Raw genomic sequence first — 22,638 nt, 5'->3', positions numbered from 1 at the left:
CCATCAGATCGCGAACATATCGGTTGTTCCAGCATTGCCAGCTTCGCGGCTGACGCTGCTCCTACAACCGGTGCACCGGTAAAGCCCCTGCCGAGCATGGCTCGGCACTACGCACCTCAACCGTCACGTGCACGATCTCCTCGTGGATCGCCAAGGCGCGATGGAATACCTCCGGCGACACCACGGACTCAGTCACTACTTCCATCGCGCAGGCATAGCGACCACGGCCGACCTGCCAGACGTGCAGGTCACTGATGTGCGCGGGCACCTCGCCCTGCTCCACCGCCTCGCGGATCTCGGCCACCACCGGTGCGTCCATCTCCGCATCCAGCAGCACGCCACTGGTCTGCTTGATCAAACCCCAGGCCCAGACCGACACCAGCACCGCGCCAACGATGCCCATCAGCGGGTCCAGCCATGAGGCACCGAAATACAGGCCACCGAGCAGGGCGATGATCGCCAACACCGAAGTCGCCGCATCTGCCAGTACATGCAGATACGCCGAGCGCTGGTTCAGATCATGGTGGTGATGGTTGCCATGCGTGTGGTGGTCATGCCCATGATCGTGGCCATGATGATGGTGTTGATCGCGCAACCACCATGCGCACAGCAGGTTCACCGCCAGCCCGACCACTGCGATCGCAATGGCCTGCTGGTAATGGATGGGGCTGGGTTTGAACACGCGCAGGATGGACTCGAACGCCATGATCGCGGCAACCCCCAGCAACAGGATCGCGCTGGTGAAACCGGCCAGAATTTCGATCTTCCAGGTTCCGAAAGCAAAGCGCGGATCATCGCGGTAGCGCCGTGCACAGGCATAGGCAAAGGCTGCCAAACCAAGTGCCAGCGCATGCGAGCTCATATGCCAGCCATCGGCCAACACCGCCATCGAGTTGAACCACCAGCCGCCAGCGATCTCCACCACCATCATCACCAAGGTCAGCGCCATCGCCCGACGGGTGTTTTTCTCCGCCATCGGATTGCCATCACTGAAGGCGTGGCTGTGGCGGCGGGATTGAGCGAGCGCGTCGAGTTGCATGGCGGCGGGTTGGGAGAAGGACGGCGTGATTCTATACCCCCATGGGGTATATGATGCCAGTCATGGCTCATATCCAACGCGACAAGAAAAAGCTGCTGACCCGGGTGCGGCGCATTGCCGGCCAGGTGGCGGCGCTGGAACAGGCACTGGAAAGCGGCGACGACTGCGACGCCGTGCTGGTGCAGATCGCCGCCGCCAAAGGCGCCATGCACGGGCTGATGCTGGAGGTGATGGCCGGTCATCTGAGCGACCATGTCGTCGCCGAAGCGGACCCGGCCAAGCGCGCTGCCGAGGCCGAGCTGCTGCTGGAACTGCTCAAGCGGCATGCGCGCTGACCCCGCCAACCGCTCCGCCCGCCCTGAATACCCGGGCCAGGGCGCGGTTTGCCGCAGCATGTAAAATGACCAATTTTTAGTCAGGACCATGGCCAAAGCATCCGAACGGGCGCCCGTTCTGGGCCCGGCGTTCATTCGCCTGCTGGCCCGCTTCAACGACGAGGGAGCATCCCCTGCGGCGCCTGCGGTGCCGGAGCGGCTGGCGCAGTGGTTCGACTGGAACCGTGCCATCACCCTGTCCAAGGCGCTGGACAACCCGCCGCAGGCGCCCGAACCCGGTCCCGACTACACGCCGGCGCAGGATGCTGAGTACGCCACTGCGCGGACCAGGCTGGTGGAGGCCATCCAGGCCGAGATCGACCTCAGCCCGGCGCGCAATCCTGCGCCTGCCGACGCCGAGCTGCCACCCGGCTTCGCCCCCTACCGCCAGCACTACCTGAACCAGCAACGCGCCATGCAAACCAGCAGCGGGCGCCTGCGCGGCCGCCTGCGTGACATGCTGGCCCGGCAATCCCCGGCCAAGGCGCGTCTGGCCGAAGTCGACGCGGTGCTGGAAGCCACCCTCAGCCCGCGCGAACACAGCCTGCTTTCCCATGTGCCGGTGCTGCTCGGCCTGCACTACCAACGGCTGCTCGCCGCAGCCGCGCACGACCCCGCCGATGCCGCCGCATCGGACCCCACCGCGGCACCCACCGGCCCCTGGCTGGTCACGTTCCGGCAAGACCTGCGCAGCGCGCTGCTGGCCGAACTGGATGTCCGCTTCCACCCCATCGATGGCCTGCTTGCAGCGCTACGCACCCGGTAATCCGTACCTCATGTCCAGAAACCTCGTTGCAGTCGTTGTCTTCCTTGTTGGCCTGCTGGCCGTGTGCTGGATCGGGGTGGGCTATGCCGGCACCCATCCACTGGCCGCGGTGGTCGCGGCGATCATCGCCGCCTGTTATCTGGCCGGCGCGGTGGAGCTGTTCCGCTACCGCCAGGCCACCGGCACCCTGCAGCAGGCCTTGCCGGTCATCGGTGAGGCTGCAGACAACCTCGACGGCTGGCTGAGCCGCCTGCAGCCTGGCCTGCGTGGTCCGGTGCGCCTGCGCGTACAGGGCGAGCGGGTCGGCCTGCCCGCACCTGCACTGACCCCGTATCTGGTCGGCCTGCTGGTGTTGCTGGGCATGCTCGGCACCCTGCTCGGCATGATGGCCACCCTGCGCGGCACCGGTCTGGCACTGGAAAGCGCTACCGACCTGGATGCGATCCGCAGCTCGCTGGCCGCACCGGTCAAGGGTTTGGGCTTCGCCTTCGGCACCTCCATCGCCGGTGTTGCCAGCTCGGCCGCACTCGGCTTGCTGTCGGCCCTGCTGCGCCGCGAACGCGCCCAGACCGTGCAGGAACTGGATGCCGGCATCGCCAGCCAGCTGCGCATGCATTCGCAGAGTTTCCAGCGCGGCGAAACCTTCCGCCTGCTGCAGGAACAGAACGCGCTGATGCCGACCCTGGTCGAGCGCCTGCAGGCGATGATGGGCAGCCTGGAGCAGCAGCACCAGGCCAACAACGAACGCCTGCAGGCCAGCCAGCAGGAATTCCACCAGCGCACCGAAGCGGCCTATACACAGCTGGCGGCATCGCTGCAGCAATCGATGCAGGCCGGCATCAGCCAGCAGGCCAATGCGGTTGGCGCCGCATTGCAGCCCGTCGTTGATGCAACCATGACGGGCCTGGCTGACAAGTCCAACGCCCTGCACGCCAGCATCGACAACGCCGTGCACAAACAGCTCGAAGGCATCAATGCCGCCGTGCAGAGCGCCGCCGCAACCGCGGGCAGCAGCTGGAGCAGCGCACTGGATGCACAGCAACGCAGCAACAATGCGTTGACCGAGCAGCTGCAGCAGGCGTTGGCACAATTCAGCAGCCACTTCGAGCAGCGCTCCAACAGCTTGATCGATGGTATTGCCGCACGCATGGAAGACAACGTCGGCCGTACTGCCGAAGCGTGGCGCGATGCATTGGTGCAGCAGCACAGCGCGCACAGCGAACTTGCACAGCGCAATGAGCAGGCCTTGCTGAGTGCATCGTCCGCATTCGAGCAACACGCGCAGTCGCTGCTGTCTTCCCTGCAGCAATCGCACGAACAACTGCAGAACGCTTTCGCCGAACGTGACGAACAGCGGCTGGGCCAGTGGTCGCAGTCGCTATCGGCAATGGTCAGCACGCTGGACAGCAGCTGGCAGCGCAATGGCGAAGCCGTCGCACAGCGCCAGCAGCAGATCTGCGACAGCCTGGCGCAGACCACGCAGGCCATGAGCGAACAGCAGCAGGCGCAGGCCCGCGACACCATCGCCGAGATCTCGCGACTGGTGCAGACCGCTTCCGAGGCACCGCGCGCCGCCGCCGAAGTGGTGGCCGAGCTGCGCCAGAAACTGTCCGACAGCATGGTCCGCGATACCGCCATGCTGGAAGAACGCAGTCATCTGCTGTCGACCCTGGAAACCCTGCTCGGTGCGGTCACCCATGCATCCACCGAACAACGCAGCGCAGTCGACGCGCTGGTCAGCACCTCGGCCAATCTGCTCGAACGCGTCGGCAGCCGCTTCAGCAACCAGCTTGAAAGCGAGACCAGCAAGCTCGACCACGCCGCCGCCAACGTCACCGCCAGCGCGGTCGAAATGGCCAGCCTCGGCGATGCCTTCGGCAGCGCCGTGCAGCTGTTCGGCCAGTCCACCGCGGCCTTGAACGAGCGCCTGCAACTGATCGAAAGCGCGCTGGACAAGTCATTGGCCCGCAGCGATGAGCAGCTCGCCTATTACGTCGCGCAGGCGCGTGAAGTGGTGGACCTGAGCATGCTCTCGCAGAAGCAGATCATTGGTGAGCTGCAGCAGCTGGCCGAAGCCCGCGACAACGCCGGAGCCTGAGCGCGATGAGCGACGAAATCGAATTCGACGCCGAATCCAGCGCCACCACCTGGGCCGCATTCGGCGACCTGATGTCGGTGCTGCTCGGCGCCTTCGTGCTTATCCTGGCCAGCGTGATCGGCATCCAGCTGCTGCTGCACAACCGCCTGGATGAAGAGGTCAAGCAGCGCCAGGAACAGACCGCCAAGCTGAAGACGCTGGAGCAAGCCCTGGCCGCGCCATTGGCGGCTGGCCGCGTGACCGTGATCAACGGCCGCATCGGCATCAGTGGCAGTGTGTTGTTCGCGCTCAACTCCGACCAGCTGCAGCCGGAAGGCCGCGAGCTGCTGCAGAGCATCGCCGCGCCGTTGCGCGACTATCTGGGCACACGCGAGGAAATCCTGATGGTCAGCGGCTTCACCGACAACCAGCCGGTACGCGTGGTCCATGGCCGCTTCGCCGACAACCTGGAGCTGTCGGCGGCACGTGCGCTCACCGTCACCCGCACCTTGATTGCCGATGGCGTGCCATCGCAGTCGGTATTCGCCGCTGCCTTCGGTGCCGAGCAGCCGGTCAGCAGCAACGATGACGAAGCGGGCCGCGCCAAGAACCGCCGCGTCGAGATCGCGCCGATCCCGCGTCCCAAGCAGGATGACAAGGCCGATGCCGCGCAATGATGGCCGCTGATTTGGCAACGCTGGCACAGCTGCAGGCATGGCGCGAAAGCGGAGCGGATCGTATCGATCCGCCGCGTTTCGAGCGGATCGCGGCGCTGGCGCAGCGCGCACAGCACTATGCGGGCAGCGCGCGCGCGCAGTTGGATGCGCGCCTGTCACAGCTGACCGACGCGTATGCGCAGCTTGTTGCCGCGAAAGTTGCCAAGCCTGCGGCAAAGTCTTGCACCGACAGCCCTCTGCAGTTACTGCTGCAACAGCTGCAGGCAGATCCGCTGCAATACCAGTTGCCGTTGCGTACCTCCAACGCGCCAGCTGGCGACAGCGACACTGGCGATAGCACCGAAGCAGCATTGATGCCGGCACTGGATGAATTCCAGCAGCTATGGAGCCGCATCCGCATCGACAGCCTGCTGCGCCAATGCCTGGACTCGTTGCCGGAAGATGCCGGCCCGCTGCATTCCAGCGTACTCACCTATCGCGCGATGGCGCTGATGCAGGAGCTGTCGCCTGAGTATCTGCAGCACTTCATCGCCTATGTGGATGCGCTGACCTGGATGGAGCCGGTCAGCGGCACCAACACCGTGGTGGAGCCGACCCGCGCAGCCAGCAAACGCAAGGCCAGCCGCAAGAAGGCGTGATCGGCCGCCGCAAGGATCAGGGAACAGCAACGACAAAGGCGCGACCATCCGCGCCTTTGTCGTTTGCGTGAGCAAATATGGCCAGTGTCCCGCGATGCGGGATTCTTGTGGAAGCGGCATAAGCCGCGAAGCTGATACACCAACAGATGGCACTGCCGCTCACGACTTCAACAATGTCAGCTTCGCGGCTTACGCCGCTCCCACAAACCCTGGGCGGATCGCGAAGCTGGTCCACCGCCAGCTTCGCAACCCGGGCAGCGCAACTCCGCTTGGGTAAACGGAAACCTGACTCTGACCCCGGTTTGGCTTACTGCAGCGCCGCGGTATCGACCAGCACCAGCTCGGAGTCTTCCAGCGCGGTGATGCGGATGCTGCTCTCGCCGGTGATGGCAGCGCCATCGCGGGCCTCCAGCAGCACGCCACTGACATCGACCTTGCCGGTGTTCGGCACCAGGTAGCCGTAGCGGTTACTGTCGGTGAAGTGGTACTCGGTGCTCTCGCCGGCCTTCAACGTCGCACCCAGCACGCGGGCGTTGGCGCGGATCGGCAATGCATCGTCGTCACCTTGCATGCCGCTGGCCAGGGTGATGAAACGGCCCGAGCGCTCGCCCTTGGGGAAGGGCTTGCTGCCCCAGGACGGCTTGCCACCACGCTGGTCCGGGAAGATCCAGATCTGGAAGATCTTGGTGACGCCCGCCTCCAGGTTGTATTCGGCGTGGCGGATGCCGGTACCGGCACTCATCACCTGCACATCGCCTGCTTCGGTACGGCCCTGGTTGCCCTGGTCGTCCTTGTGGCTGATGGCGCCTTCGCGCACATAGGTAATGATTTCCATCTCGGCATGCGGGTGCGGCGGGAAGCCGGTGCCGGGCTGGATGATGTCGTCATTCCAGACCCGCATCGCGCCCCAGTTCATGCGCTTGTTGTCCTGGTACTCGGCAAACGAAAAGTGGTGCTTGGCATCGAGCCAGCCGTGATTGGCTCCACCAAGGCTGGCAAATGGGCGACGTTCAATCATGGCGTTCTCCTGAAAGCGGTGGGGTTACGACGGGGAAAGTCTAGGCCTGCACCTCGATGCCGAGAATAGAAAGTATGGAAATGCATTATTTCCATTTGTGACATGATCACCCCACCCTGCCCTGCGAGCTGCCACCATGAACCGCCTGCCTGACCTGGAAGCCTGGGCCATCTTCGCCAAGGTCGCCGAAGCCGGCTCCTTCGCCCGTGCCGCCGAGGAGCTGCAGCTGTCGCAGGCCACCGTTTCCAAGGCCATCACCCGGCTGGAGACGCGTATCGGCACCAGCCTGTTCCACCGCACCTCACGGCGCATGTCGCTGACCGCCGCCGGTGAAGCGGCGCTGGAGCGAGCCGCGCGCATCCTCGACGAAGGCGAAGCGGTCGAAGCCGAGGTCGCCGACCGTTCGGCCGCGTTGCGCGGCCTGATCCGGCTGGCGGCGCCGATGTCGTTCGGTGTGTCGCGGCTGGCACCGTTGCTGCCGGACTTCATGCAGACCCATCCCGACGTGGAGCTGGATATCCAGCTCAGCGACCAGATGGTGGACCTGGTGGCCGAGCGCTTCGACATGGCGCTGCGTATCTCCACCCTGGCCGACTCCAGCCTGCGCGCACGCCAGCTCTGCCAGGTGCGCATCCTGCTGGTCGGGTCACCGGCGTACTTCGAGGCGCACGGGCGGCCTACACATCCGCGTGACCTAGTCCAGCATCGCGGTTTCCAGTACAGCTATACCCGCGGCGGCAACACCTGGCGCTTCCGTCACCCGCGCCACGGGGAGTTCGCGCAGACCGTGCCGCGTCAGCTGCAGGCCAACAACGCAGAGATATTCGATGCCGCACTGCAGTCAGGACTTGGACTGGCTCTGCAGCCAGAGTTCCTGGTCTGGGAGCAACTGCGCGACGGCCGCCTGCAGACCGCCATGGACGACTGGAAAGTGGAGCCACTGGCGCTGAGCATCATCACTCCGCCCGGCCTGCATCGGCCAGCACGGGTGCAGGCCTTGATCGACTACCTGGCGCTGCGCCTGGAGAAGGAGCCGTGGGCCGTACCTGGTCAGCACGGCATCTGATCGACCGAGGTCATGAGCCGGTCCTCAACGACCGGCTCGCTGACAATCAGAAGCGGACTTCCGCGCCCAGGGTGAGAGTGTCGGCACCGTTCACCTCGTACTCTTCGTCGTTGTAGTTGTAGTCCGCCGAGTACAGGTAGCCGGTGTATGTCAGCTGCAGATTGAAGTGGCGGCTGAGGTCAACACCAACCCCCAACCCTCCGTAAAGACCGTCGGTAGTGACTTTGCCCCAGTAATCATCCGACTTGGCGCGCCAGTAGCCGGCACGCACGGTGCCGAACCAGGCGCTGTTCCTGCCAAAGCTGAAACGCGCATTCGCGCCGATATTGGTGAACCGGACCTCTGGCACCAGAAAGTCATTCTCGTGCGTTTCGCGCAGCTTGCCTGCACCAAGCTCGATACCCACCTGGGCAAAATCTTCGATCTGCCAGCGGTAACCCGCGCTGGCGGAAACCGCACGCTGGTCGGCATCCTCATAGACCCAGCCAGCACCACCCTGCACGCCGACGAAGAAGCCAGGCTGCGGGTGTTCGTTCCTGGACGATGTGCCGCCCCACTGCGGTGCGGCTGCGGGCGCGGGTGCCGCTGCTGGTGCCGGGGCGATGGGGGTAGCAGGAGTCACCTGCGCCGCAGTCTCGCCGGCCACCGGTGGCTGCGTTGGCGTTGCAGCGGCGGGGGCAGTCTGCTGGGCGCGGTAGGCAGCCCAACCTTTGGAAATGGACTGCGCATCGGCAGCGCCGGCAGTCAACAGCAACAACGGAACGAGTGCGGCAAGGCAGGTCTTCTTCATCTGGTTCCATCCTGGATGATGCGTATTCCATTCTTCCTGTGCCGAACCGTCACGCCCGCAGGACGCGCGTCGCCCACGCCTGCTTGCGCAGAACCGGCGTTCTTCGGGATCGGAAGCCCCTAAGGACGGCACATTGGGGGCGGCCCTGAGCCGTGTCAAGCCAGCCCGACAGCGGCATCTTTGGCCTGCGCGCAGGTGCCGATAAAACAGCGGTATGGAAACGATGTCGCAGCCGATCACTGCGGCGCAGGGCCATGGATCGCCTGCGAGCCGCGCAATCAGTGCATCGCTGGGCCAACAACCGCCCTCCGCTAAACTCAGCTCAAAATACCGCTCACCCCAAGGCGTTGCCGTCCTGCCGACGCGGTTCTGCACTCAACTGACCGATAGCAATCACTCCCAAGCCCCCTGGCAGCACAAACAGACCAACAACGGGAATCCTTCCATGATTCGATCACTGATCCTCATCACGGCATTGCTCGCCTGCGCATGCGCCCGGCAACCGGCACCCGTGGCCGACGTTGCTGCAGTCTTGCCGGATGATGCGTTGGCCGATGAAGTTCCCAACGATCAGGGGCAACCCTTTATCACGGAAGTCATGGCAGCACTGGAACACGCCGACCGCGTCGTACTGGTTGAACACTCTTTTGAAACCGACTTCCCAACAACACCCGGCCCGAATGATCCACCCAGTCGAGAGCGAAGCTACAAGCGTGTTGAGCTTTCCGAAGCGCAGGTCTCTGGATTGCGGAATCGGCTGGCAGCGATGTCACCCCATGTTGCATCGTATGTGTCGGCGTGCGCCTACATCCCTCACCACCGCCTGGAATTTTTCCGCGGGAAAAAGCGGATTCAACGCATGGAGATCTGTTTGACCTGCGGTCAACTTGAGTGGGATGGCGTACACACTACGGAACCAGGTGGTTTTTACCGCACGTTCTCTGACTTCCTCAAGGAGACCGGTTTCGAACCGGATCGCAATTGGGAGTTATTGGCCCGACAGCCAGAATGAGCACGCAGTCGACTCAGCGCGCGTGGTTCGTCGAGGTTGGATACGCCAGCATCACCACCAGATCGTCCTCGCCGGTCTGTTGCAGGGCATGGCTGCTGCCGCTGCGGGTGAGCAGAGCGTGGCCGGGGCCGACGTCGTGTTGCTTGCCGTCCAGCACGTACAGCCCGCGACCGCTGACGATGTAGTAGATCTCGTCCTTGTGCTGCGGGTGCAGGCCGATGCCGGCACCCTTGTGCAGGACACGCTTGCGCATGACGAAGGGCAGATCGCTTACGGCGGCGAAGAACGAGTAAGCGGTGGTTGGACCGGCACCGCCGTGCGGGCCAGGTTGCTGGCGGCCGATGTCCTGTTCGCGGATGACCTGTGAACCGTGCGGGTTGCCTGCCTCCTGCTTTGGCGTGGCAACAGCAGGGGCTGCGGCGCTTGGTGTGGAAGTCACGCCGCCCTGCCCTGCGTCGATCACCCCGCAATCGATATCGCGCTTGAGCGTTGGCTTCATCTGCGGCGCGACGTCGACCCAGCCGCGCATCACCAGACAAGCGACTGCTGTAGCACCAGCAACGCTGAAGTGTGTTCCATCGGCCTTGTTCTGCTCCGGTACGAACATGAAATAGGGCCTGGCGCCCTGCTCGCCCAGCGCGCGTATCCACGCCATCGAACTCGCATTGAGATCGATCATCTGCACGTTCTGTTCGGCAGCGACGTGCTTCATCGCCTGCGTGTAGCGGCCATGCGTATCCAGCAGCGCGCCGAAGTCGTAGAGCAGGCGCGCGACGGGTGTGATCAGGATGGGCGTTGCACCTTTTGTGCGTGCAGCGGCGATGTAGCGCGAGAGGAATTGTTGATAGTCGCTGTCTGGATTGGTGTAGCGCGTTGGGTCTTCCAGCTTTGCATCGTTGTGGCCGAACTGGATCAGCAGCACGTCGCCGGCTTGCAGCTCTTTCTCGATTGCGTCCAGGCGCCCTTCGGCGATGAAGCTGCGGGTGCTGCGACCGCCGACGGCGTGGTTGCGCACCTGCCATTGACTGTCATCGAGCCAGCTTTGCAGCACCTGGCCCCAGCCGGCTTGTGGTGCGCGCTCGGGGCCATAGCTGGCGGCAGTGGAGTCTGCGGCGATGAAGACGCGGTGGGTGGGCTCCTGACATTTGGCTTGGAAAGCAAATGCAAGCGCAAAAATGCCGACCAGAAAAGATGCATGAGATTGCATGGGCTGCTTCTGCTCAAAGTCCCCTCTCCCCTTGTGGGAGAAGGGCTGGGTCCAATTTTCACGGTGATCTGATCGCACACGATCAATCACAAACAACAAAGGCGCCCGCAGGCGCCCTTGTCTGCCCGCAAGGGCGCTACCGCATGCGCGGGCTTACTTGCCCAGCACGCTCTTCACGTAGGCGACGATGTTGTCGTCCTGCGCGTTGTCGAAGAACGCCTTCTGGAAGCGCTCGCCGCCGACAGCCTGCTTCACCAGTTCCTGGTCGATGGACTTCAGGCCCTCGACGAAGTCCTTGGAGGCGCCCTGCTTCACCTGCGCCAGGATGCCGGCATTGGCCATCTGCGATTCCTTGCGCTCGGCCGGGTAACCCTGGCCGCGCTCACCGGCAAATGCCTTCTCGAAGATGTAGCGGATGTTGATTTCCGCGCCCCAGCCGAAGCCCTTGGCGAATGGCAGTGCCAGCGCGTTGCCGCTGTTGACCTGGGCGAACAGGAAGGCATCGGTCGGCTCGATGCAGTAGCCGCAGAACACGCCCGGCCAAGCATTGAGCGACATCATCGCGCCCTGTCCGGTGCCGCAGCCGGCGACCACGAAATCCACGGCCTTGGCGTTGAGCAGCAGCGCGGCGCAGATGCCGAGGTGGATGTAGGTCAGGCGGTGATCGTTGTCACCGTCCATTCCGACGTTGAACACGTCGTGGCCCTGTGCGGCGGCGACGGTGTTGAGCTGTTCCAGCACCACCGGATTCTTGGCGGCCTGGCTGAACTCCTGCATCAATGCGATTTTCATTGCGTGACTCTCTAGATTGAAAAGACTGTGTTTTGAAGGGAGCTCTCAAGCAGGAGCAAATGCCCCCCTTCCGCCCTTCCGCCCTTCGGGCACCTTCCCCCGCACGCGGGGGAAGGAAAGTGCGGTTAACGCGCCAACCAGCCACCATCGACCGGAATGATCGCGCCGTTGACGTAATCCGACGCGCTGGACGCCAGGAACACCGCGGTGCCGCCCAGGTCTTCCGGCTTGCCCCAGCGGCCGGCCGGGATGCGGTCCAGGATCGCCTTGTTGCGGTCTTCGTCAGCACGCAGCTGCGCGGTGTTGTCGGTGGCCATGTAGCCCGGGGCGATGGCGTTGATGGTCACGCCCTTGCCTGCCCACTCATTGGCCAGCAGGCGGGTGATGCCGGCAATGCCGCTCTTGGAGGCGGTGTACGACGGCACCCGCACGCCACCCTGGAAGGACAGCATCGAGGCGATGTTGATGATCTTGCCGCTGCCCTGGGCGATGAAATGCTTGCCGGCAGCCTGGCTCATGAAGAACGCGGACTTGATGTTGACGTTCATCACGTCGTCCCAGTCCTTCTCGCTGAAATCCACGGCATCGGCGCGGCGGATCAGGCCCGCATTGTTGACCAGGATGTCCAGGCGACCCAGACCGGCAATGGTTTCGGCAACCACACGCTCAACCGGCTCGATGCTGATCAGGTTGGCTTCGATGTTGAGGAAGCGGCGGCCCAGCGCGCGCACCTTCTCGGCGGTCTCGTCGGCCGGGACGATGCCGGCGCCGGCAATGTCGGCACCGGCGGCGGCCAGCGCCAGCGCGATGCCCTGGCCCAGACCGGTATTGGCACCGGTTACCAGGGCGACCTTGCCTTCGAGACTGAATGGATTCGTCATGCTGTTCCTCTCCCAGAGCGGTAGTTCGATGGTGCTGCCGGCGACGGGTGCCGGAGCGGGGCGATGGCACCGGGGCGGTCCCGGTCAGCGCATCTGTCCAGTGGCCCGCAACTGCAATCCGCGGGCCTGCCGGGCGATTCTATCCAATTATGGAAACCGGTGTCATTTTGCACTGCAAGATAAGCGGTTTCCTTTTCAAAACAAAAACTTGGATTCAATCAGTCCTGCGGTGGCTGGCAGGAATCGCGCACGATCAGATGCGGGCGCACGCTGGCCAGGGGCATGGCGGTCTTGCCCTCGGGCTGGATCAGCATAGCCGCCGCTGTTCTCCCGGTGTCACGGGTGTTGCGGCGTACCGAGGTCAGCGACGGCCACAGGCGTGAGGCCAGCGGGCTGTCGTCGTAACCGACGATCGACAATTCGCGTGGAATACTGATGCCGGCACGCATGGCCACCTTGTAGACGCCGGCGGCCATTTCATCGTTACCGGTGAAGATGGCGGTCGGCCGTTGCTTGCCCAGCAGCAGCTTCTCGGCCGCGGCCACACCGGATTCGAAGGTGTAACCGGCCTCGATGATGCGCGCCGGCGGCAGTTCGATGCCACGCCGTTCCAAGGCTTCAAGGAAGCCAGCGGTGCGCTCATGGGCCGAGCGGTAGGCGGTGGGGCCGGTGATCAGGGCGATGTCACGGTGGCCCAGCGACAGCAGGTAATCGGCCGCTTCGGCGGCGCCGTCACGGTCGTGGGTGATCACCATCTGCGAGGTTTCATCCAGCGGCAGCGAGGCGATGCGGGTGAAGCGGCAGCCGATCTCGTCCAGCATGTCGGCCAGTGCCTGGTCTTCGGAGGCACGCGGCACCAGGATCACGCCATGCAGTTTCTGCTGCTGCACGAAGCGCTTCACGCCCTCGATGTAGCCGGGGCTGCGGGTGTCGCAGGGGTGCACCACCAGCTCGAAGCTGGAGCCGCGCAGCGCATCCAATGCACCGTTCTGCATGTCCACCACGTATTGCGCGGTGGGGTTGTCGTAGACCATGCCGATCAGGAACGAGCGCCGGAACGCCAGTCCACGCGCCAAGGGATCAGGCGTGTAGCCGACCTCGCGCATCAGCGCTTCCACCTTGTCGCGGGTGTCTTTGCGCACCAATGGCGAGTTGTTGATGATCCGCGAGACCGTCTTCTTGGAAACACCCGACAGCCGCGCGATGTCGTTGATGGTGGCGGGCCGCCCCAGTGACTGGGGCGTGGTGGCGGCGTCGGCTTTCTTGCGCAAGGCGATGTCCTTGAAACCGTTCAATACATTCATTCTATCGGGCCGCGCTCAATCCAGTGCGCGGTAGCGGAACTGGCGGAAGTGGACCTTGCCATTGCCGGCGGCGTAAATGGCCGGCTTCAGCGCAAGGAATTTCCCCGCCACATTGTGATGGTAGCCGGAGACTTCCATCTGAACAGGATACTTCTGCCAGGTCCGGCCGTCCTTGGAGCTGTGGATGGTGAGGATGTGGCGGTTGTTGCTCACCCGCAGCCACAGCTTGCCGCCGGTGGCGCTGGGCTGCGGCCGGGTGGGGCGCTCCTCGCCATAGCGGTGCAGGATGAACTGCTCGCCATTGCTGCCCACGCCAGCGTACAGGCGGTCGCTGTAGAACAGCAGGGCGCCAGCGAAGGCACCGGGCTCGATGTCCATCTCCACTTCGAATTCGTAGGCGACGTCGCCGGCAATGGCGGTCAGCGGCGAAGCGTCGCGCGGGGTGCTGCCCTTGCCTCGCAGGGTCATGCCGTCCTTGTCGAAGGAAAGCCGCTGGTACTCGTCGCGGGCCGGGTTGAAGAACGACCACTGCGGGCCGAGCTTGCCGCCCTTGAAGTCATCGGACAGCGCCATCCCATGCGGCAGCGCCTCGCCGGAAGGCTTGAGCAGCGGCGCGCCCAGATCGCCGCCCTTGGCCACGAACCAACCGTCGTCGGTCCACTCGATCGGCTCCAGCAGCATCTGCCGGCCCAGCGTCCAGTAACCATTCTCATAGCCGTGGTACATCATCCAGCCGCGGCCATCGGTGCCTTCGATCAGGGTGGCATGGCCACGCGACCACCACGGCTCGGCGCGATCGACGGTGCGGGTGATGGGGTTGTTGGGTGCGTTTTCCCACGGCCCGTGGATCGAACGCGAGCGGGCGGTGATGACCATGTGCCCGGTCGGCGGACCGGCGGTGCCGCCGACCGCGGTGGTCATGTAATACCAGCCATTGCGCTGGCTGATCTTCGGGCCTTCCTGGGCATAGGACTCCACGTCCCAGCTTTCCGGGTAACGCCAGCCGTCATAGACATGCCTGGGCTTGCCGACCACGCTCAGGCCGTCATCGCTGATCTGCACGTAGTCGCCGCCGGACAGGAACAGGTAGCGCTTGCCGTCCTCGCCCACGGCGTGGCCGGGGTCGATATAGCCGGACAGACCGATATCGATCGGCTCGCTCCACGGCCCCTTGATGTCGTCGGCCCAGACCACGAAATTGCTGCGAGAATCACCGGTGCGCGCCGGGAAGTAGATGAAGTAGCGGCCCTTGTGCTTGATGATGTCCGGCGCCCAGATCGCGCCGACGTTGGTGGTGATGGCATGGCCCAGCGGCTGCCAGTTGACCAGGTCGCGCGAATGCCAGATCGGCAGGCCGGGATACGCGTCGAACGAGGACAGGGTGAGGTAGTAATCATCACCGTCCTTGAGCACCGACGGATCCGGGTGGTCGCCGGCCAGCACCGGGTTGAGGAAGCTGCCATTGCCCAGATCGGCCATGCGCTGGTGCTCGATGCCACGCTTCGGGCTGATCGGTGCATCGGCGGCCCAGGCCGGCACGGCGGCCAGCAGGCATGCGGTGGCCAGCGCGGCCAGGGTACGGGTCACGTTCATCGACATCTCCAGGTTGAAGGCGCGGCGGATACGCCAGCGTCAAACCACGGCTGCGGACAGGCGCGAACCTGTCCGCAGCGTGCATGCATCAGCTACGCAGCAAGGCCGGCAGCCACAGCGACAGTTCGGGGAAGAAGGTCACGATCAACAGCACCAGCAGGCCGGCCATCCAGAACGGCCAGATGGTCTTCATGCTTTCGCCCACGCTGATCTTGCCGATGGCGGTACCGATGAACAGCACCGAGCCCACCGGCGGCGTGACCAGGCCCAGGCCACCGGTCAGCACCAGCACCAGACCGAAGTGGATCGGGTCGATGCCATAGGCCTTGGCCACCGGCAGGAAGATCGGCGTGCAGATCAGGATCATCGGCGCCAGGTCCATGAAGGTACCCAGCAACAGCAGCATCACCACGATCATCAACAGCACCATGTACTTGCTGTGCGCGAAGGACTGCAGGAAGTCCACCGCCGCCGCAGGCACCTGCAGGTAGGCCAGCAACCAGCCGAACACCGCAGCGGTGGCGATCACGAACAGGATCACACCGGTGCTGCGCGCCGCATGGATGACGGTCTCGAAGAACTCCTTGATGCGCAGCTGGCGGTACAGCACGGTGGTCACCAGCAAGGCGTAGACCACGGCGATGGCCGCCGATTCCACCGCAGTGAAGATGCCGGCGCGGATACCGAAGAAGATCAAGCCAACCAGGCCGAGGCCGGGCAGGGCGGCAACCAGTCGCAACAGCACCGCGCGCCAGCCCGGGAAGGCTTCCACGCCGTAGCCACGGCGCCGTGCAACCACATAGCCGGTGACCATCAGCACCACCGTCATCAACAAGGCCGGCACAATGCCTGCGGCGAACAGATCGGCAATGGACAGGCCGCCGCCGGCCGCAGCCGAGAACAGGATCAGGTTGTGCGACGGCGGCACCAGCAGCGCCACCAGTGCGGCGGTGATGCTGACGTTGACCGCGAAGTCACGGTCATAACCCCGCTTGACCATCTGCGGAATCATCGTGCCGCCCACCGCCGATACGTCGGCGATGGCCGAACCGGACACACCGCCGAAGAACAGCGAGGACAGGATCGAGACCTGGCCGAGGCCACCGCGCAGGCGCCCAACCAGCGATGAGGCCAGGGAAATAAGACGCTCGGAAATACCGCCGCGCATCATGATTTCACCGGCAAAGATGAAAAGCGGAATGGCGATCAGCGAGGCCGAACCGGTGCCGGCCGAGATCTGCTGCACCAAAACGATGCTTGGAATATCCAGGTACAGCAGGGTGGCCAACGCGGCAGCGGCAAGCGCATAGGCCACCGGCACGCCGATCAACAACAGCACGCCGAATACGGCGAAAAGAATTGCGATACCCATGACTCAGCGGTCCCCTTCGGCAGCGTTGGCAGCGGTGCCGGCGCCAACGCGCAGCGACAACAGCAGGCGATTGAGTGCGAACAGCGCCATCAGCGCACCACCGATGCTCAGCGGCAGGTAGTTCACGCTCTGCGGCAGGTTGGCACCGGCGGTCTTGATGTGCAGGCCGTCCAGCCACAACACCCAACCCCACCAGGCCAGGAAACCACCGATGGTGCCGACGATCAGCGGCACCAGCGCATCGATCAGGCGCTTGACCAGCGGGTGCATCTGCTCGGCCAGCAGGAAGAAACCGAAATGGCGGTTGGTATACACGCCGGCCGCCGCGCCCATGCTCATCGTCGTGCTCAGCAGCAGCAACGTGACCGGCTCGGTCCAGCTCGGCGAATCATTGATCACATAGCGGGCGAAGACCTGCCAGCCCTGCACCACCACCAGCCCGAGCAGGGCGGCGACGGCGATGTAGATGACCACGTCGGCGAGTTTCTCCAGCACGCGCTGGAGTCCTGCCGGGGCCGCTTGTACGTTGGAATCAGACATCGGTACGGCCCCCTCAGGCGAAGTCGCGGATGCGACGGTGCAGCGCGGCGATATCGGCCTGCTGCAGGTAGTCACGCAGCAGCGGTTCGGCAGCGGCGCGGAACGCTGGCATGTCGACCGCATTCGACTTCACACCGGCAGCCAGCACCGCTGCGCGGGCCTTGTCTTCGGATGCGTCCCAGGCGGTGCGCATCACCTGCACCGATTGCCGCGCCAGGTCGATCAGCAGGCGGCGATCGGATGGCGTCAATGCATCCAGACTGCGGCGCGACATCAGCAGGATGTCCGGCGCGTACGAGTGCTGGCTTTCCGACCAGTAATGCGCAGCCTCGAAATGCCGGCTGGAATGGAAGCTGCGCATATTGTTCTCGGCGCCGTCGATCATGTGCGTCTCCATGCCGGAGAACGTGTCGCCCAGCGACATCGGCGTGGGGTTGGCACCGAACAGACGCATCAGCTGCAGGAAGATGTCCGAGCTGGCCACGCGCAGCTTCAAGCCGTGCAGGTCCTTGGGCGTGATGATCGGGTGCTTGGTGTTGTAGAAGCTGCGCGCACCGGAGTCGTAGACCGCCAGGCCGACCAGTTCGCGGCTTTCAAAGCCCTGCAGCACTGCATCCGCGATGCCACCATCGAGCGCGCGGCGCATATGTTCGACCGAGTCGAAGACATACGGCAGGCACAGCGCGCGGGTCAGCGGGAACGCATTGTTGAGCGCGCCGGAATAGACGCGGGTGATGTCGATGGCACCGAAGCGGGCCATGTCGATCGCCTCGGACTCACGGCCGAGCTGGCCGGAATGGAACTGGTTCAAGCCCAGGCGGCCGCCGGTTTCGCGCAGCAGCTGTTCGCCGATCCACTTCACCGCGGTGACGGTCGGATAGTCCGCCACGTGCACATCGGTGGCGGTCAGCAGCTGACTGCCACCGGCCGCACCCTTGCTGCCACCAGAGCAGGCGGCGAGTACCGGCATGGCCAATGCCCCCATGCCGGTTTTGAGAAAGCCTCTTCGAGTAACCATAGCGCCCTCCAACGCGTTGCTACCGTGGCGGCCGGGATTACCCGGCTGGCACGGCCTTGCAGGAAATGTCGCCGTAACCGGCGAAGCGAATCAATGCCTGTTGGCCCACGGCGATGTCGTGGATGCCGGTGGCATTGCCGGTGGCGATCAGTTCGCCCTTCTTCAGCGGCCGGCCACGCTTGGCCGAACGCGACAGTGCGAACGCGTACGCGGCACGTAGGCCGCCGGGCAGGGTGGTGGCGCCACCGGTGCCGACCACGACGCCGTCGATCTCGGTCTGCGCACGCAGCTCCGGTTCGTCGCAGCGGATCCAGTTCGGCACCTCGCCGCCCAGCACCAGGCCGTTGTTGTTGCCGAAGTCGGACACCACCACACGCGGACCCAGCACATTGATGGTCTTCAACGGGCTGCTGGCCACTTCCACGCCGATGTAGAGCTTGGCCGGCAGCGCCTCGGCTTCTTCCGGGGTCCAGTCGAGCTTGTCGGCCGGGGCATCGGCCAGCAGTTCCAGCACGTATTCGGCTTCCACCGCGGCAAAGCCGCCTGCGGCTGCAAATACGGGGATCTCCACGATGCTACCGGTAGCATTCCAGAGATTGCGTTTGAAAATCGGGCCGAGCAGGCGGTCATCGCCGGAGCTGTCGCGGCGTTCGGCGGCGATATAGCCCACCTTCCAGCCAACCACGCTGTCATCCCAGCGGCCGATCGCCAGATCCTGCACCTGATAGGCGGTGACCAGATCGTCCGGGATGGTCCCGGGGAAATCCGGAAGCGAACGGCCATCGCGGCGTGCTTCCACAAAGGTGCGGGCAATCTCGTCCAGCGCGGCTGGCGCCTGCGGCTGGCTGCCTTGGTCGTTGCTCAAGTGCGTCTCCTGGTGACTTTGCTGCACTGCCCATCGACAGTGCTGTGACTGGCTGTATAAGGTAAACCGGTGTCATCTGACAATGTGCACTGCACCAGAAGCTGTACCACGCCCTCGGCCCAGACCTGACCGCTACGCCCATGATTCGATTGAAACCCTTGTTGCAGCTGGCTTTCGCCACTTTTGTCGGGCTGCTTCCGGCAACCGTATCGGCCGCCACCGATGGTGAACCCGCAGCGGGGTCGGCCGACCGTATCGCGCTATGGCCGCAGGGTATGGCACCGGGGGACAAGCCGCTGTCGCTGGCGCAGCGCATCGTTGAACGCAGCAGCGATCCTGCACTGCCGGACCGCTATATCGACCATGTCAGCGCGCCCTACCTGGTGGTCCATCGCCCGGCCAAACCCAATGGCAGCGCCTTGCTGGTAATCCCCGGCGGTGGCTACCAGCGCGTCGTGCTGGACAAGGAGGGCACGGCGCTGGTGCCGGCCCTGGTGGAGCAGGGCGGCGTGACCCTGTTCGTATTGCGTTACCGGCTACCCGGCGAAGGCCGCACCGACCGCGAAGCGGCGCTGGCCGATGCGCAGCGCGCACTGCGGCTGATCCGCCACCACGCCAAGGACTGGAGCCTGGACCCGCAGCGTATCGGCACGATGGGTTTCTCGGCCGGCGGCCACCTGGCCGCGCGGTTGGGCAACGGCTTTGACCGCAATGTCTATCCGCACAGCGACGCAATCGACGCGGAAAGCGCACGCCCCGACTTCCAGTTGCTGATGTACCCGGTCATCACGATGCGCGGCGACGACGTGCATGCAGGCTCACGCAACCGCCTGCTCGGCAGCGCGCCCAGCGACGAACTGCTGCAGCAGTACTCGATGCAGCTGCGGGTCCGCGCCGATACACCGCCAAGCTTCCTGCTGCACGCCGCCGATGACGAGGTAGTACCGGTAGGCAACAGCCTCCTGTTCTACAACAGCCTGCGCAGTGCAAACGTCAGCAGCGAAATGCACCTGTTCCCACACGGCGGCCATGGCTTCGGCACCCGCGGCACGGTGGGCCTCACAACAGCGGCATGGCCACAACTGGCCTTGAGCTGGATGGCATCGCAACAGCCCCGCCGCTAAAGCCCCTCTCCCTGCGGGAGAGGGGTTGGGGTGAGGGCAAAGCGCGCCCAATCCCCACCACCCCAGGACACCAGCATGCCGCAAAACCCAAACAACCCAGCCCGCCGCAGCTTCCTCCAGCAAACCACCCTGCTGGCCGCAGCAACCAGCCTTGCCACCCTCGGCAACACCAGCTGGGCAAACACCCCACCCAGCCCCATCGTCCGCACCCGCAGCGGCCGTCTGGCCGGCCAGACCGAGAACGGCACGCACGTATTCCGCGGCATCCCCTACGGCGCCGACACCGCGCCACGCCGCTTCCAGCCCGCCCTGCAGGAGAGCCCTTGGCGCGGCATACGTGATGCGCTCGACTACGCAGCCGCCGCCCCGCAAACCGGCAGCGAAGGCCCGGGCAGCGAGGACTGCCTCTACCTCAACGTGTGGACGCCAGCATTGCGCGACGGCGGCAAGCGGCCGATCCTGTTCTATATTCACGGCGGTGCCTACAACAACGGCTCCGGCAGCGACCCGCTGTACGACGGCGGCAACCTGAACCGACGCGGCGACGTGGTGGTGGTGACGGTCAATCACCGCCTCAACCTGTTCGGCTACCTGTATCTGGCCCAGCTCGGTGATGAGACGTTCGCGGACTCCGGCAATGTCGGCCAGCTCGACCTGATCCAGGCACTGCAGTGGGTGCGTCAGCACGCCGCCGAATTTGGTGGCGATGCCGACAACGTCACCGTGTTCGGCCAGTCCGGCGGCGGCGCCAAGATCGCCACGCTGATGGCGATGCCGGCGGCCAAGGGCCTGTTCCATCGCGCCTGGACGATGAGCGGCCAGCAGGCCACCGCGGCGGGCCCGCGCGCCGCCACGCAACGCGCGCAGCTGGTGCTCGATCACCTCAAGGCCGATCCCGAGGCATTGCGGCGCATGCCGATGCAGCTGCTGCTGGAAGCCGTGAAAGTGCGCGATCCCTCGCGCGTGGAGAGCAGCAGCCTCTACGTCGGCCCGGTGCTGGATGCGCGCAACCTGCCGGTGCATCCGTTCTGGCCGCAGGCACCGCAGCAGTCCGCGTCGGTCCCGATGGTGATCGGCAACACCCACGACGAAACCCGTGCCTTCCTCGGAAACGATCCGAAGAATTTCGAGCTGAGCTGGGAGGAATTACCGGCCAAGCTCGAAGCCCAGCAATACGTGGACCTGCTGCCATCGGTGGTGATTGCCGAGTACCGCCGCCTGTATCCGCAGTACACACCGTCGGACGTGTTCTTCGCCGCCACCACCGCCGGTCGCTCCTGGCGCGGTGCAGTGGAAGAACTGGAGGCACGTGCGCGCCAGGGCGCACCGACCTGGGCGTATCAGCTGGATGGCTATGACCGTGATGGCGATGCCGCCAGGTTGCGTGCCTTCCACACCCTGGACATCCCGCTGGTGTTCCACAACAACGCTCAGCCGGGTTCCCGCACCGGCAGCAGTGCGGCGATGCAGCAGTTGGCGGACACGATGAGCGATACCTTGCTGGCGTTCGCGCGGCATGGCGATCCCAATCATGCCGGCCTGCCACACTGGCAGCAATACGATCTGGAACGCCGACAAACGATGCTGTTCGACACACAAAGCCGGCAGATGGACGACCCGCGCGGCGGCGAACGTCGGCTTTATCAGCAGGCGCCCTTCATCCAGCGCGGCACCTTCTGAGCTGGTCGGCAGATAGTTTCAACGGAATCTTTACCTGCCTTGCCTAGACTGCGGTGATGACATTGCAATCGCCGCATCCCGAATTCGCTGGTCGCCAACGCCTGCTGGACGGTATCGACGCCGCCTTGCAGGCCAGCGATACCCACAGCACGGTCGCCCAGGTGCAGGCTGTGCTGGAACGCGCCATCCGCGATCCGCAGATCGTGCTGCCGGCCTGCGTACACGCCCCGGTACATGACCACTACGCACGCCGCGAGATCTACCGCAGCCCGGAGCATGGCTACAGCATCATCGCCATGACCTGGGGGCCAGGGCAGGGCACGCCGCTGCATGACCACGATGGCCTGTGGTGCGTGGAGGGCGTATGGCAGGGCACATTGGAGATCACCCCGTACCGGATGCTGGAGCGCGATGGTGAGCGTTACCAGTTCGCGCCACGCGAGTGCCTGCACGGCTGCAAGGGCAGCGCGGGCAACCTGATTCCGCCGGATGAATTCCATACGCTGCGCAACAGCGACACCGAGCGGATCGCGATCTCGGTGCACGTCTACCAGCGCGTGATGGAGCGCAGCCACGTATTCCAGCCGATCGATGATGCGCCGCGCTGGTATGCGCGTGAGTGCAGGGAATTGGGCTTGGACGCGTGAGCCGGCGGCATTTGTAGGAGCGGCGTAAGCCGCGAAGCCGGCAATCCAACCAACACCGTAGTGGGGGGGGGGGGGGGGGGGGGGGGGGGGGCGCGGGGGGCAGGCCGGGCCGACGAGGGGCCCCCGCGCACCCCCACCCCAGCAACCCCCCAGCCGCG

The 22,638-nt window shown here is 64.8% G+C and carries 22 protein-coding genes; 10 read left to right on the top strand and 12 right to left on the bottom strand.

From position 1 onward, the window contains the following. Positions 1-61 precede the first annotated feature (61 nt). A complete protein-coding gene (gene dmeF / locus ACVOL0_RS16130) occupies positions 62-1,039 on the bottom strand; it encodes a CDF family Co(II)/Ni(II) efflux transporter DmeF (protein WP_481549943.1) in 978 nt (325 codons plus the stop codon). 62 nt (positions 1,040-1,101) lie between these two features. Here dmeF and ACVOL0_RS16125 point away from each other — a divergent pair, with 62 nt between their 5' ends. The 5 genes from ACVOL0_RS16125 to ACVOL0_RS16105 all read left to right on the top strand — a co-directional run bounded on the left by ACVOL0_RS16125 (position 1,102) and on the right by ACVOL0_RS16105 (position 5,571). After that, positions 1,102-1,374, top strand: coding sequence for a metal/formaldehyde-sensitive transcriptional repressor (locus tag ACVOL0_RS16125; protein ID WP_481531838.1), 273 nt, complete (start codon positions 1,102-1,104; stop codon positions 1,372-1,374). Positions 1,375-1,462: 88 nt separating this feature from the next. Further along, a complete protein-coding gene (locus ACVOL0_RS16120) occupies positions 1,463-2,179 on the top strand; it encodes a DUF3348 domain-containing protein (protein ID WP_481549942.1) in 717 nt (238 codons plus the stop codon). Between the two features lie 10 nt (positions 2,180-2,189). Continuing rightward, entirely contained in the window at positions 2,190-4,277 is a 2,088-nt protein-coding gene (locus tag ACVOL0_RS16115; protein WP_481549941.1) for a DUF802 domain-containing protein, read from the top strand. 5 nt (positions 4,278-4,282) lie between these two features. Further along, entirely contained in the window at positions 4,283-4,933 is a 651-nt protein-coding gene (locus tag ACVOL0_RS16110) for an OmpA family protein (protein WP_481549940.1), read from the top strand. Next, positions 4,930-5,571 (top strand): DUF2894 domain-containing protein, encoded by a 642-nt coding sequence (locus ACVOL0_RS16105; protein ID WP_481549939.1) that lies wholly within the window; start codon positions 4,930-4,932, stop codon positions 5,569-5,571. The genes ACVOL0_RS16110 and ACVOL0_RS16105 overlap by 4 nt, the downstream gene beginning before the upstream one ends. A gap of 307 nt (positions 5,572-5,878) precedes the next feature. Here the strand turns inward: ACVOL0_RS16105 and ACVOL0_RS16100 are convergent, their stop codons facing one another. Next, on the bottom strand, positions 5,879-6,589 hold the full coding sequence (locus tag ACVOL0_RS16100; RefSeq protein WP_481549938.1) for a pirin family protein: 711 nt from the start codon (positions 6,587-6,589) through the stop codon (positions 5,879-5,881). Positions 6,590-6,725: 136 nt separating this feature from the next. Here ACVOL0_RS16100 and ACVOL0_RS16095 point away from each other — a divergent pair, with 136 nt between their 5' ends. Further along, positions 6,726-7,655: a LysR family transcriptional regulator gene (locus tag ACVOL0_RS16095; protein WP_481549937.1), complete on the top strand. Its 930-nt coding sequence runs from the start codon at positions 6,726-6,728 to the stop codon at positions 7,653-7,655. A 46-nt stretch (positions 7,656-7,701) separates the two neighbouring features. On the opposite strand, the gene ACVOL0_RS16090 is transcribed toward ACVOL0_RS16095, so the two are convergent. Then, the gene (locus ACVOL0_RS16090; protein ID WP_481549936.1) at positions 7,702-8,445 is read right to left on the bottom strand and encodes an outer membrane beta-barrel protein; all 744 of its coding nucleotides are present in this window, start codon (positions 8,443-8,445) and stop codon (positions 7,702-7,704) included. 223 nt (positions 8,446-8,668) lie between these two features. Between ACVOL0_RS16090 and ACVOL0_RS16085 the strand changes: the two genes are divergently transcribed. Then, positions 8,669-9,457 (top strand): hypothetical protein, encoded by a 789-nt coding sequence (locus ACVOL0_RS16085; protein WP_481509261.1) that lies wholly within the window; start codon positions 8,669-8,671, stop codon positions 9,455-9,457. A 13-nt stretch (positions 9,458-9,470) separates the two neighbouring features. On the opposite strand, the gene ACVOL0_RS16080 is transcribed toward ACVOL0_RS16085, so the two are convergent. From ACVOL0_RS16080 to ACVOL0_RS16040, 9 genes are all read right to left on the bottom strand, one after another. Next, complete coding sequence (locus ACVOL0_RS16080; RefSeq protein WP_481549935.1) at positions 9,471-10,664, bottom strand: GDSL-type esterase/lipase family protein; 1,194 nt, start codon at positions 10,662-10,664, stop codon at positions 9,471-9,473. A gap of 153 nt (positions 10,665-10,817) precedes the next feature. Then, positions 10,818-11,456, bottom strand: coding sequence for an RpiB/LacA/LacB family sugar-phosphate isomerase (locus ACVOL0_RS16075; protein WP_296250408.1), 639 nt, complete (start codon positions 11,454-11,456; stop codon positions 10,818-10,820). A gap of 125 nt (positions 11,457-11,581) precedes the next feature. Beyond that, on the bottom strand, positions 11,582-12,337 hold the full coding sequence (gene kduD, locus ACVOL0_RS16070; RefSeq protein ID WP_313172839.1) for a 2-dehydro-3-deoxy-D-gluconate 5-dehydrogenase KduD: 756 nt from the start codon (positions 12,335-12,337) through the stop codon (positions 11,582-11,584). A gap of 218 nt (positions 12,338-12,555) precedes the next feature. Beyond that, entirely contained in the window at positions 12,556-13,641 is a 1,086-nt protein-coding gene (locus ACVOL0_RS16065; RefSeq protein WP_481549934.1) for a LacI family DNA-binding transcriptional regulator, read from the bottom strand. Positions 13,642-13,656: 15 nt separating this feature from the next. Continuing rightward, positions 13,657-15,234: a family 43 glycosylhydrolase gene (locus ACVOL0_RS16060; protein WP_481549933.1), complete on the bottom strand. Its 1,578-nt coding sequence runs from the start codon at positions 15,232-15,234 to the stop codon at positions 13,657-13,659. A gap of 88 nt (positions 15,235-15,322) precedes the next feature. Beyond that, positions 15,323-16,606 carry a TRAP transporter large permease gene (locus ACVOL0_RS16055; RefSeq protein ID WP_481538333.1) on the bottom strand — a complete coding sequence of 428 codons (1,284 nt, stop codon included), beginning with the start codon at positions 16,604-16,606 and terminating at the stop codon, positions 15,323-15,325. Positions 16,607-16,609: 3 nt separating this feature from the next. Next, on the bottom strand, positions 16,610-17,146 hold the full coding sequence (locus ACVOL0_RS16050) for a TRAP transporter small permease (RefSeq protein WP_481549932.1): 537 nt from the start codon (positions 17,144-17,146) through the stop codon (positions 16,610-16,612). Between the two features lie 13 nt (positions 17,147-17,159). Beyond that, positions 17,160-18,164 (bottom strand): TRAP transporter substrate-binding protein, encoded by a 1,005-nt coding sequence (locus ACVOL0_RS16045; protein WP_481549931.1) that lies wholly within the window; start codon positions 18,162-18,164, stop codon positions 17,160-17,162. Between the two features lie 37 nt (positions 18,165-18,201). Beyond that, the gene (locus tag ACVOL0_RS16040) at positions 18,202-19,029 is read right to left on the bottom strand and encodes a 2-keto-4-pentenoate hydratase (RefSeq protein WP_481549930.1); all 828 of its coding nucleotides are present in this window, start codon (positions 19,027-19,029) and stop codon (positions 18,202-18,204) included. 140 nt (positions 19,030-19,169) lie between these two features. Between ACVOL0_RS16040 and ACVOL0_RS16035 the strand changes: the two genes are divergently transcribed. The 3 genes from ACVOL0_RS16035 (at position 19,170) to ACVOL0_RS16025 (ending at position 22,480) form a co-directional block, all read left to right on the top strand. Then, complete coding sequence (locus ACVOL0_RS16035; protein WP_481549929.1) at positions 19,170-20,153, top strand: alpha/beta hydrolase; 984 nt, start codon at positions 19,170-19,172, stop codon at positions 20,151-20,153. A gap of 75 nt (positions 20,154-20,228) precedes the next feature. Then, positions 20,229-21,833: a carboxylesterase/lipase family protein gene (locus ACVOL0_RS16030; protein WP_481549928.1), complete on the top strand. Its 1,605-nt coding sequence runs from the start codon at positions 20,229-20,231 to the stop codon at positions 21,831-21,833. Positions 21,834-21,889: 56 nt separating this feature from the next. Further along, positions 21,890-22,480, top strand: coding sequence for a cysteine dioxygenase family protein (locus ACVOL0_RS16025; protein ID WP_481549927.1), 591 nt, complete (start codon positions 21,890-21,892; stop codon positions 22,478-22,480). The last annotated feature ends 158 nt before the right edge of the window (positions 22,481-22,638 follow it).

The organism is Stenotrophomonas sp. STEN021, assembly GCF_056760175.1.
Note: the sequence above shows the minus strand (reverse complement) of the source record. Positions and strands in the feature narration are given on the sequence as shown.

Excerpts from the sequence above, each read along its gene's own strand:
- ACVOL0_RS16025 (WP_481549927.1), top strand. The coding sequence starts at position 21,890 with ATGACATTGCAATCGCCGCATCCCGAATTCGCTGGTCGCCAACGCCTG.
- ACVOL0_RS16050 (WP_481549932.1), bottom strand. The coding sequence starts at position 17,146 with ATGTCTGATTCCAACGTACAAGCGGCCCCGGCAGGACTCCAGCGCGTG.
- ACVOL0_RS16060 (WP_481549933.1), bottom strand. The coding sequence starts at position 15,234 with ATGAACGTGACCCGTACCCTGGCCGCGCTGGCCACCGCATGCCTGCTG.
- ACVOL0_RS16080 (WP_481549935.1), bottom strand. The coding sequence starts at position 10,664 with ATGCAATCTCATGCATCTTTTCTGGTCGGCATTTTTGCGCTTGCATTT.
- ACVOL0_RS16045 (WP_481549931.1), bottom strand. The coding sequence starts at position 18,164 with ATGGTTACTCGAAGAGGCTTTCTCAAAACCGGCATGGGGGCATTGGCC.
- ACVOL0_RS16030 (WP_481549928.1), top strand. The coding sequence starts at position 20,229 with ATGCCGCAAAACCCAAACAACCCAGCCCGCCGCAGCTTCCTCCAGCAA.
- ACVOL0_RS16090 (WP_481549936.1), bottom strand. The coding sequence starts at position 8,445 with ATGAAGAAGACCTGCCTTGCCGCACTCGTTCCGTTGTTGCTGTTGACT.
- ACVOL0_RS16075 (WP_296250408.1), bottom strand. The coding sequence starts at position 11,456 with ATGAAAATCGCATTGATGCAGGAGTTCAGCCAGGCCGCCAAGAATCCG.
- ACVOL0_RS16095 (WP_481549937.1), top strand. The coding sequence starts at position 6,726 with ATGAACCGCCTGCCTGACCTGGAAGCCTGGGCCATCTTCGCCAAGGTC.
- ACVOL0_RS16035 (WP_481549929.1), top strand. The coding sequence starts at position 19,170 with ATGATTCGATTGAAACCCTTGTTGCAGCTGGCTTTCGCCACTTTTGTC.
- ACVOL0_RS16110 (WP_481549940.1), top strand. The coding sequence starts at position 4,283 with ATGAGCGACGAAATCGAATTCGACGCCGAATCCAGCGCCACCACCTGG.
- ACVOL0_RS16120 (WP_481549942.1), top strand. The coding sequence starts at position 1,463 with ATGGCCAAAGCATCCGAACGGGCGCCCGTTCTGGGCCCGGCGTTCATT.
- ACVOL0_RS16085 (WP_481509261.1), top strand. The coding sequence starts at position 8,669 with ATGTCGCAGCCGATCACTGCGGCGCAGGGCCATGGATCGCCTGCGAGC.
- ACVOL0_RS16065 (WP_481549934.1), bottom strand. The coding sequence starts at position 13,641 with ATGAATGTATTGAACGGTTTCAAGGACATCGCCTTGCGCAAGAAAGCC.
- ACVOL0_RS16055 (WP_481538333.1), bottom strand. The coding sequence starts at position 16,606 with ATGGGTATCGCAATTCTTTTCGCCGTATTCGGCGTGCTGTTGTTGATC.
- ACVOL0_RS16105 (WP_481549939.1), top strand. The coding sequence starts at position 4,930 with ATGATGGCCGCTGATTTGGCAACGCTGGCACAGCTGCAGGCATGGCGC.
- kduD (WP_313172839.1), bottom strand. The coding sequence starts at position 12,337 with ATGACGAATCCATTCAGTCTCGAAGGCAAGGTCGCCCTGGTAACCGGT.
- ACVOL0_RS16125 (WP_481531838.1), top strand. The coding sequence starts at position 1,102 with ATGGCTCATATCCAACGCGACAAGAAAAAGCTGCTGACCCGGGTGCGG.
- dmeF (WP_481549943.1), bottom strand. The coding sequence starts at position 1,039 with ATGCAACTCGACGCGCTCGCTCAATCCCGCCGCCACAGCCACGCCTTC.
- ACVOL0_RS16115 (WP_481549941.1), top strand. The coding sequence starts at position 2,190 with ATGTCCAGAAACCTCGTTGCAGTCGTTGTCTTCCTTGTTGGCCTGCTG.
- ACVOL0_RS16100 (WP_481549938.1), bottom strand. The coding sequence starts at position 6,589 with ATGATTGAACGTCGCCCATTTGCCAGCCTTGGTGGAGCCAATCACGGC.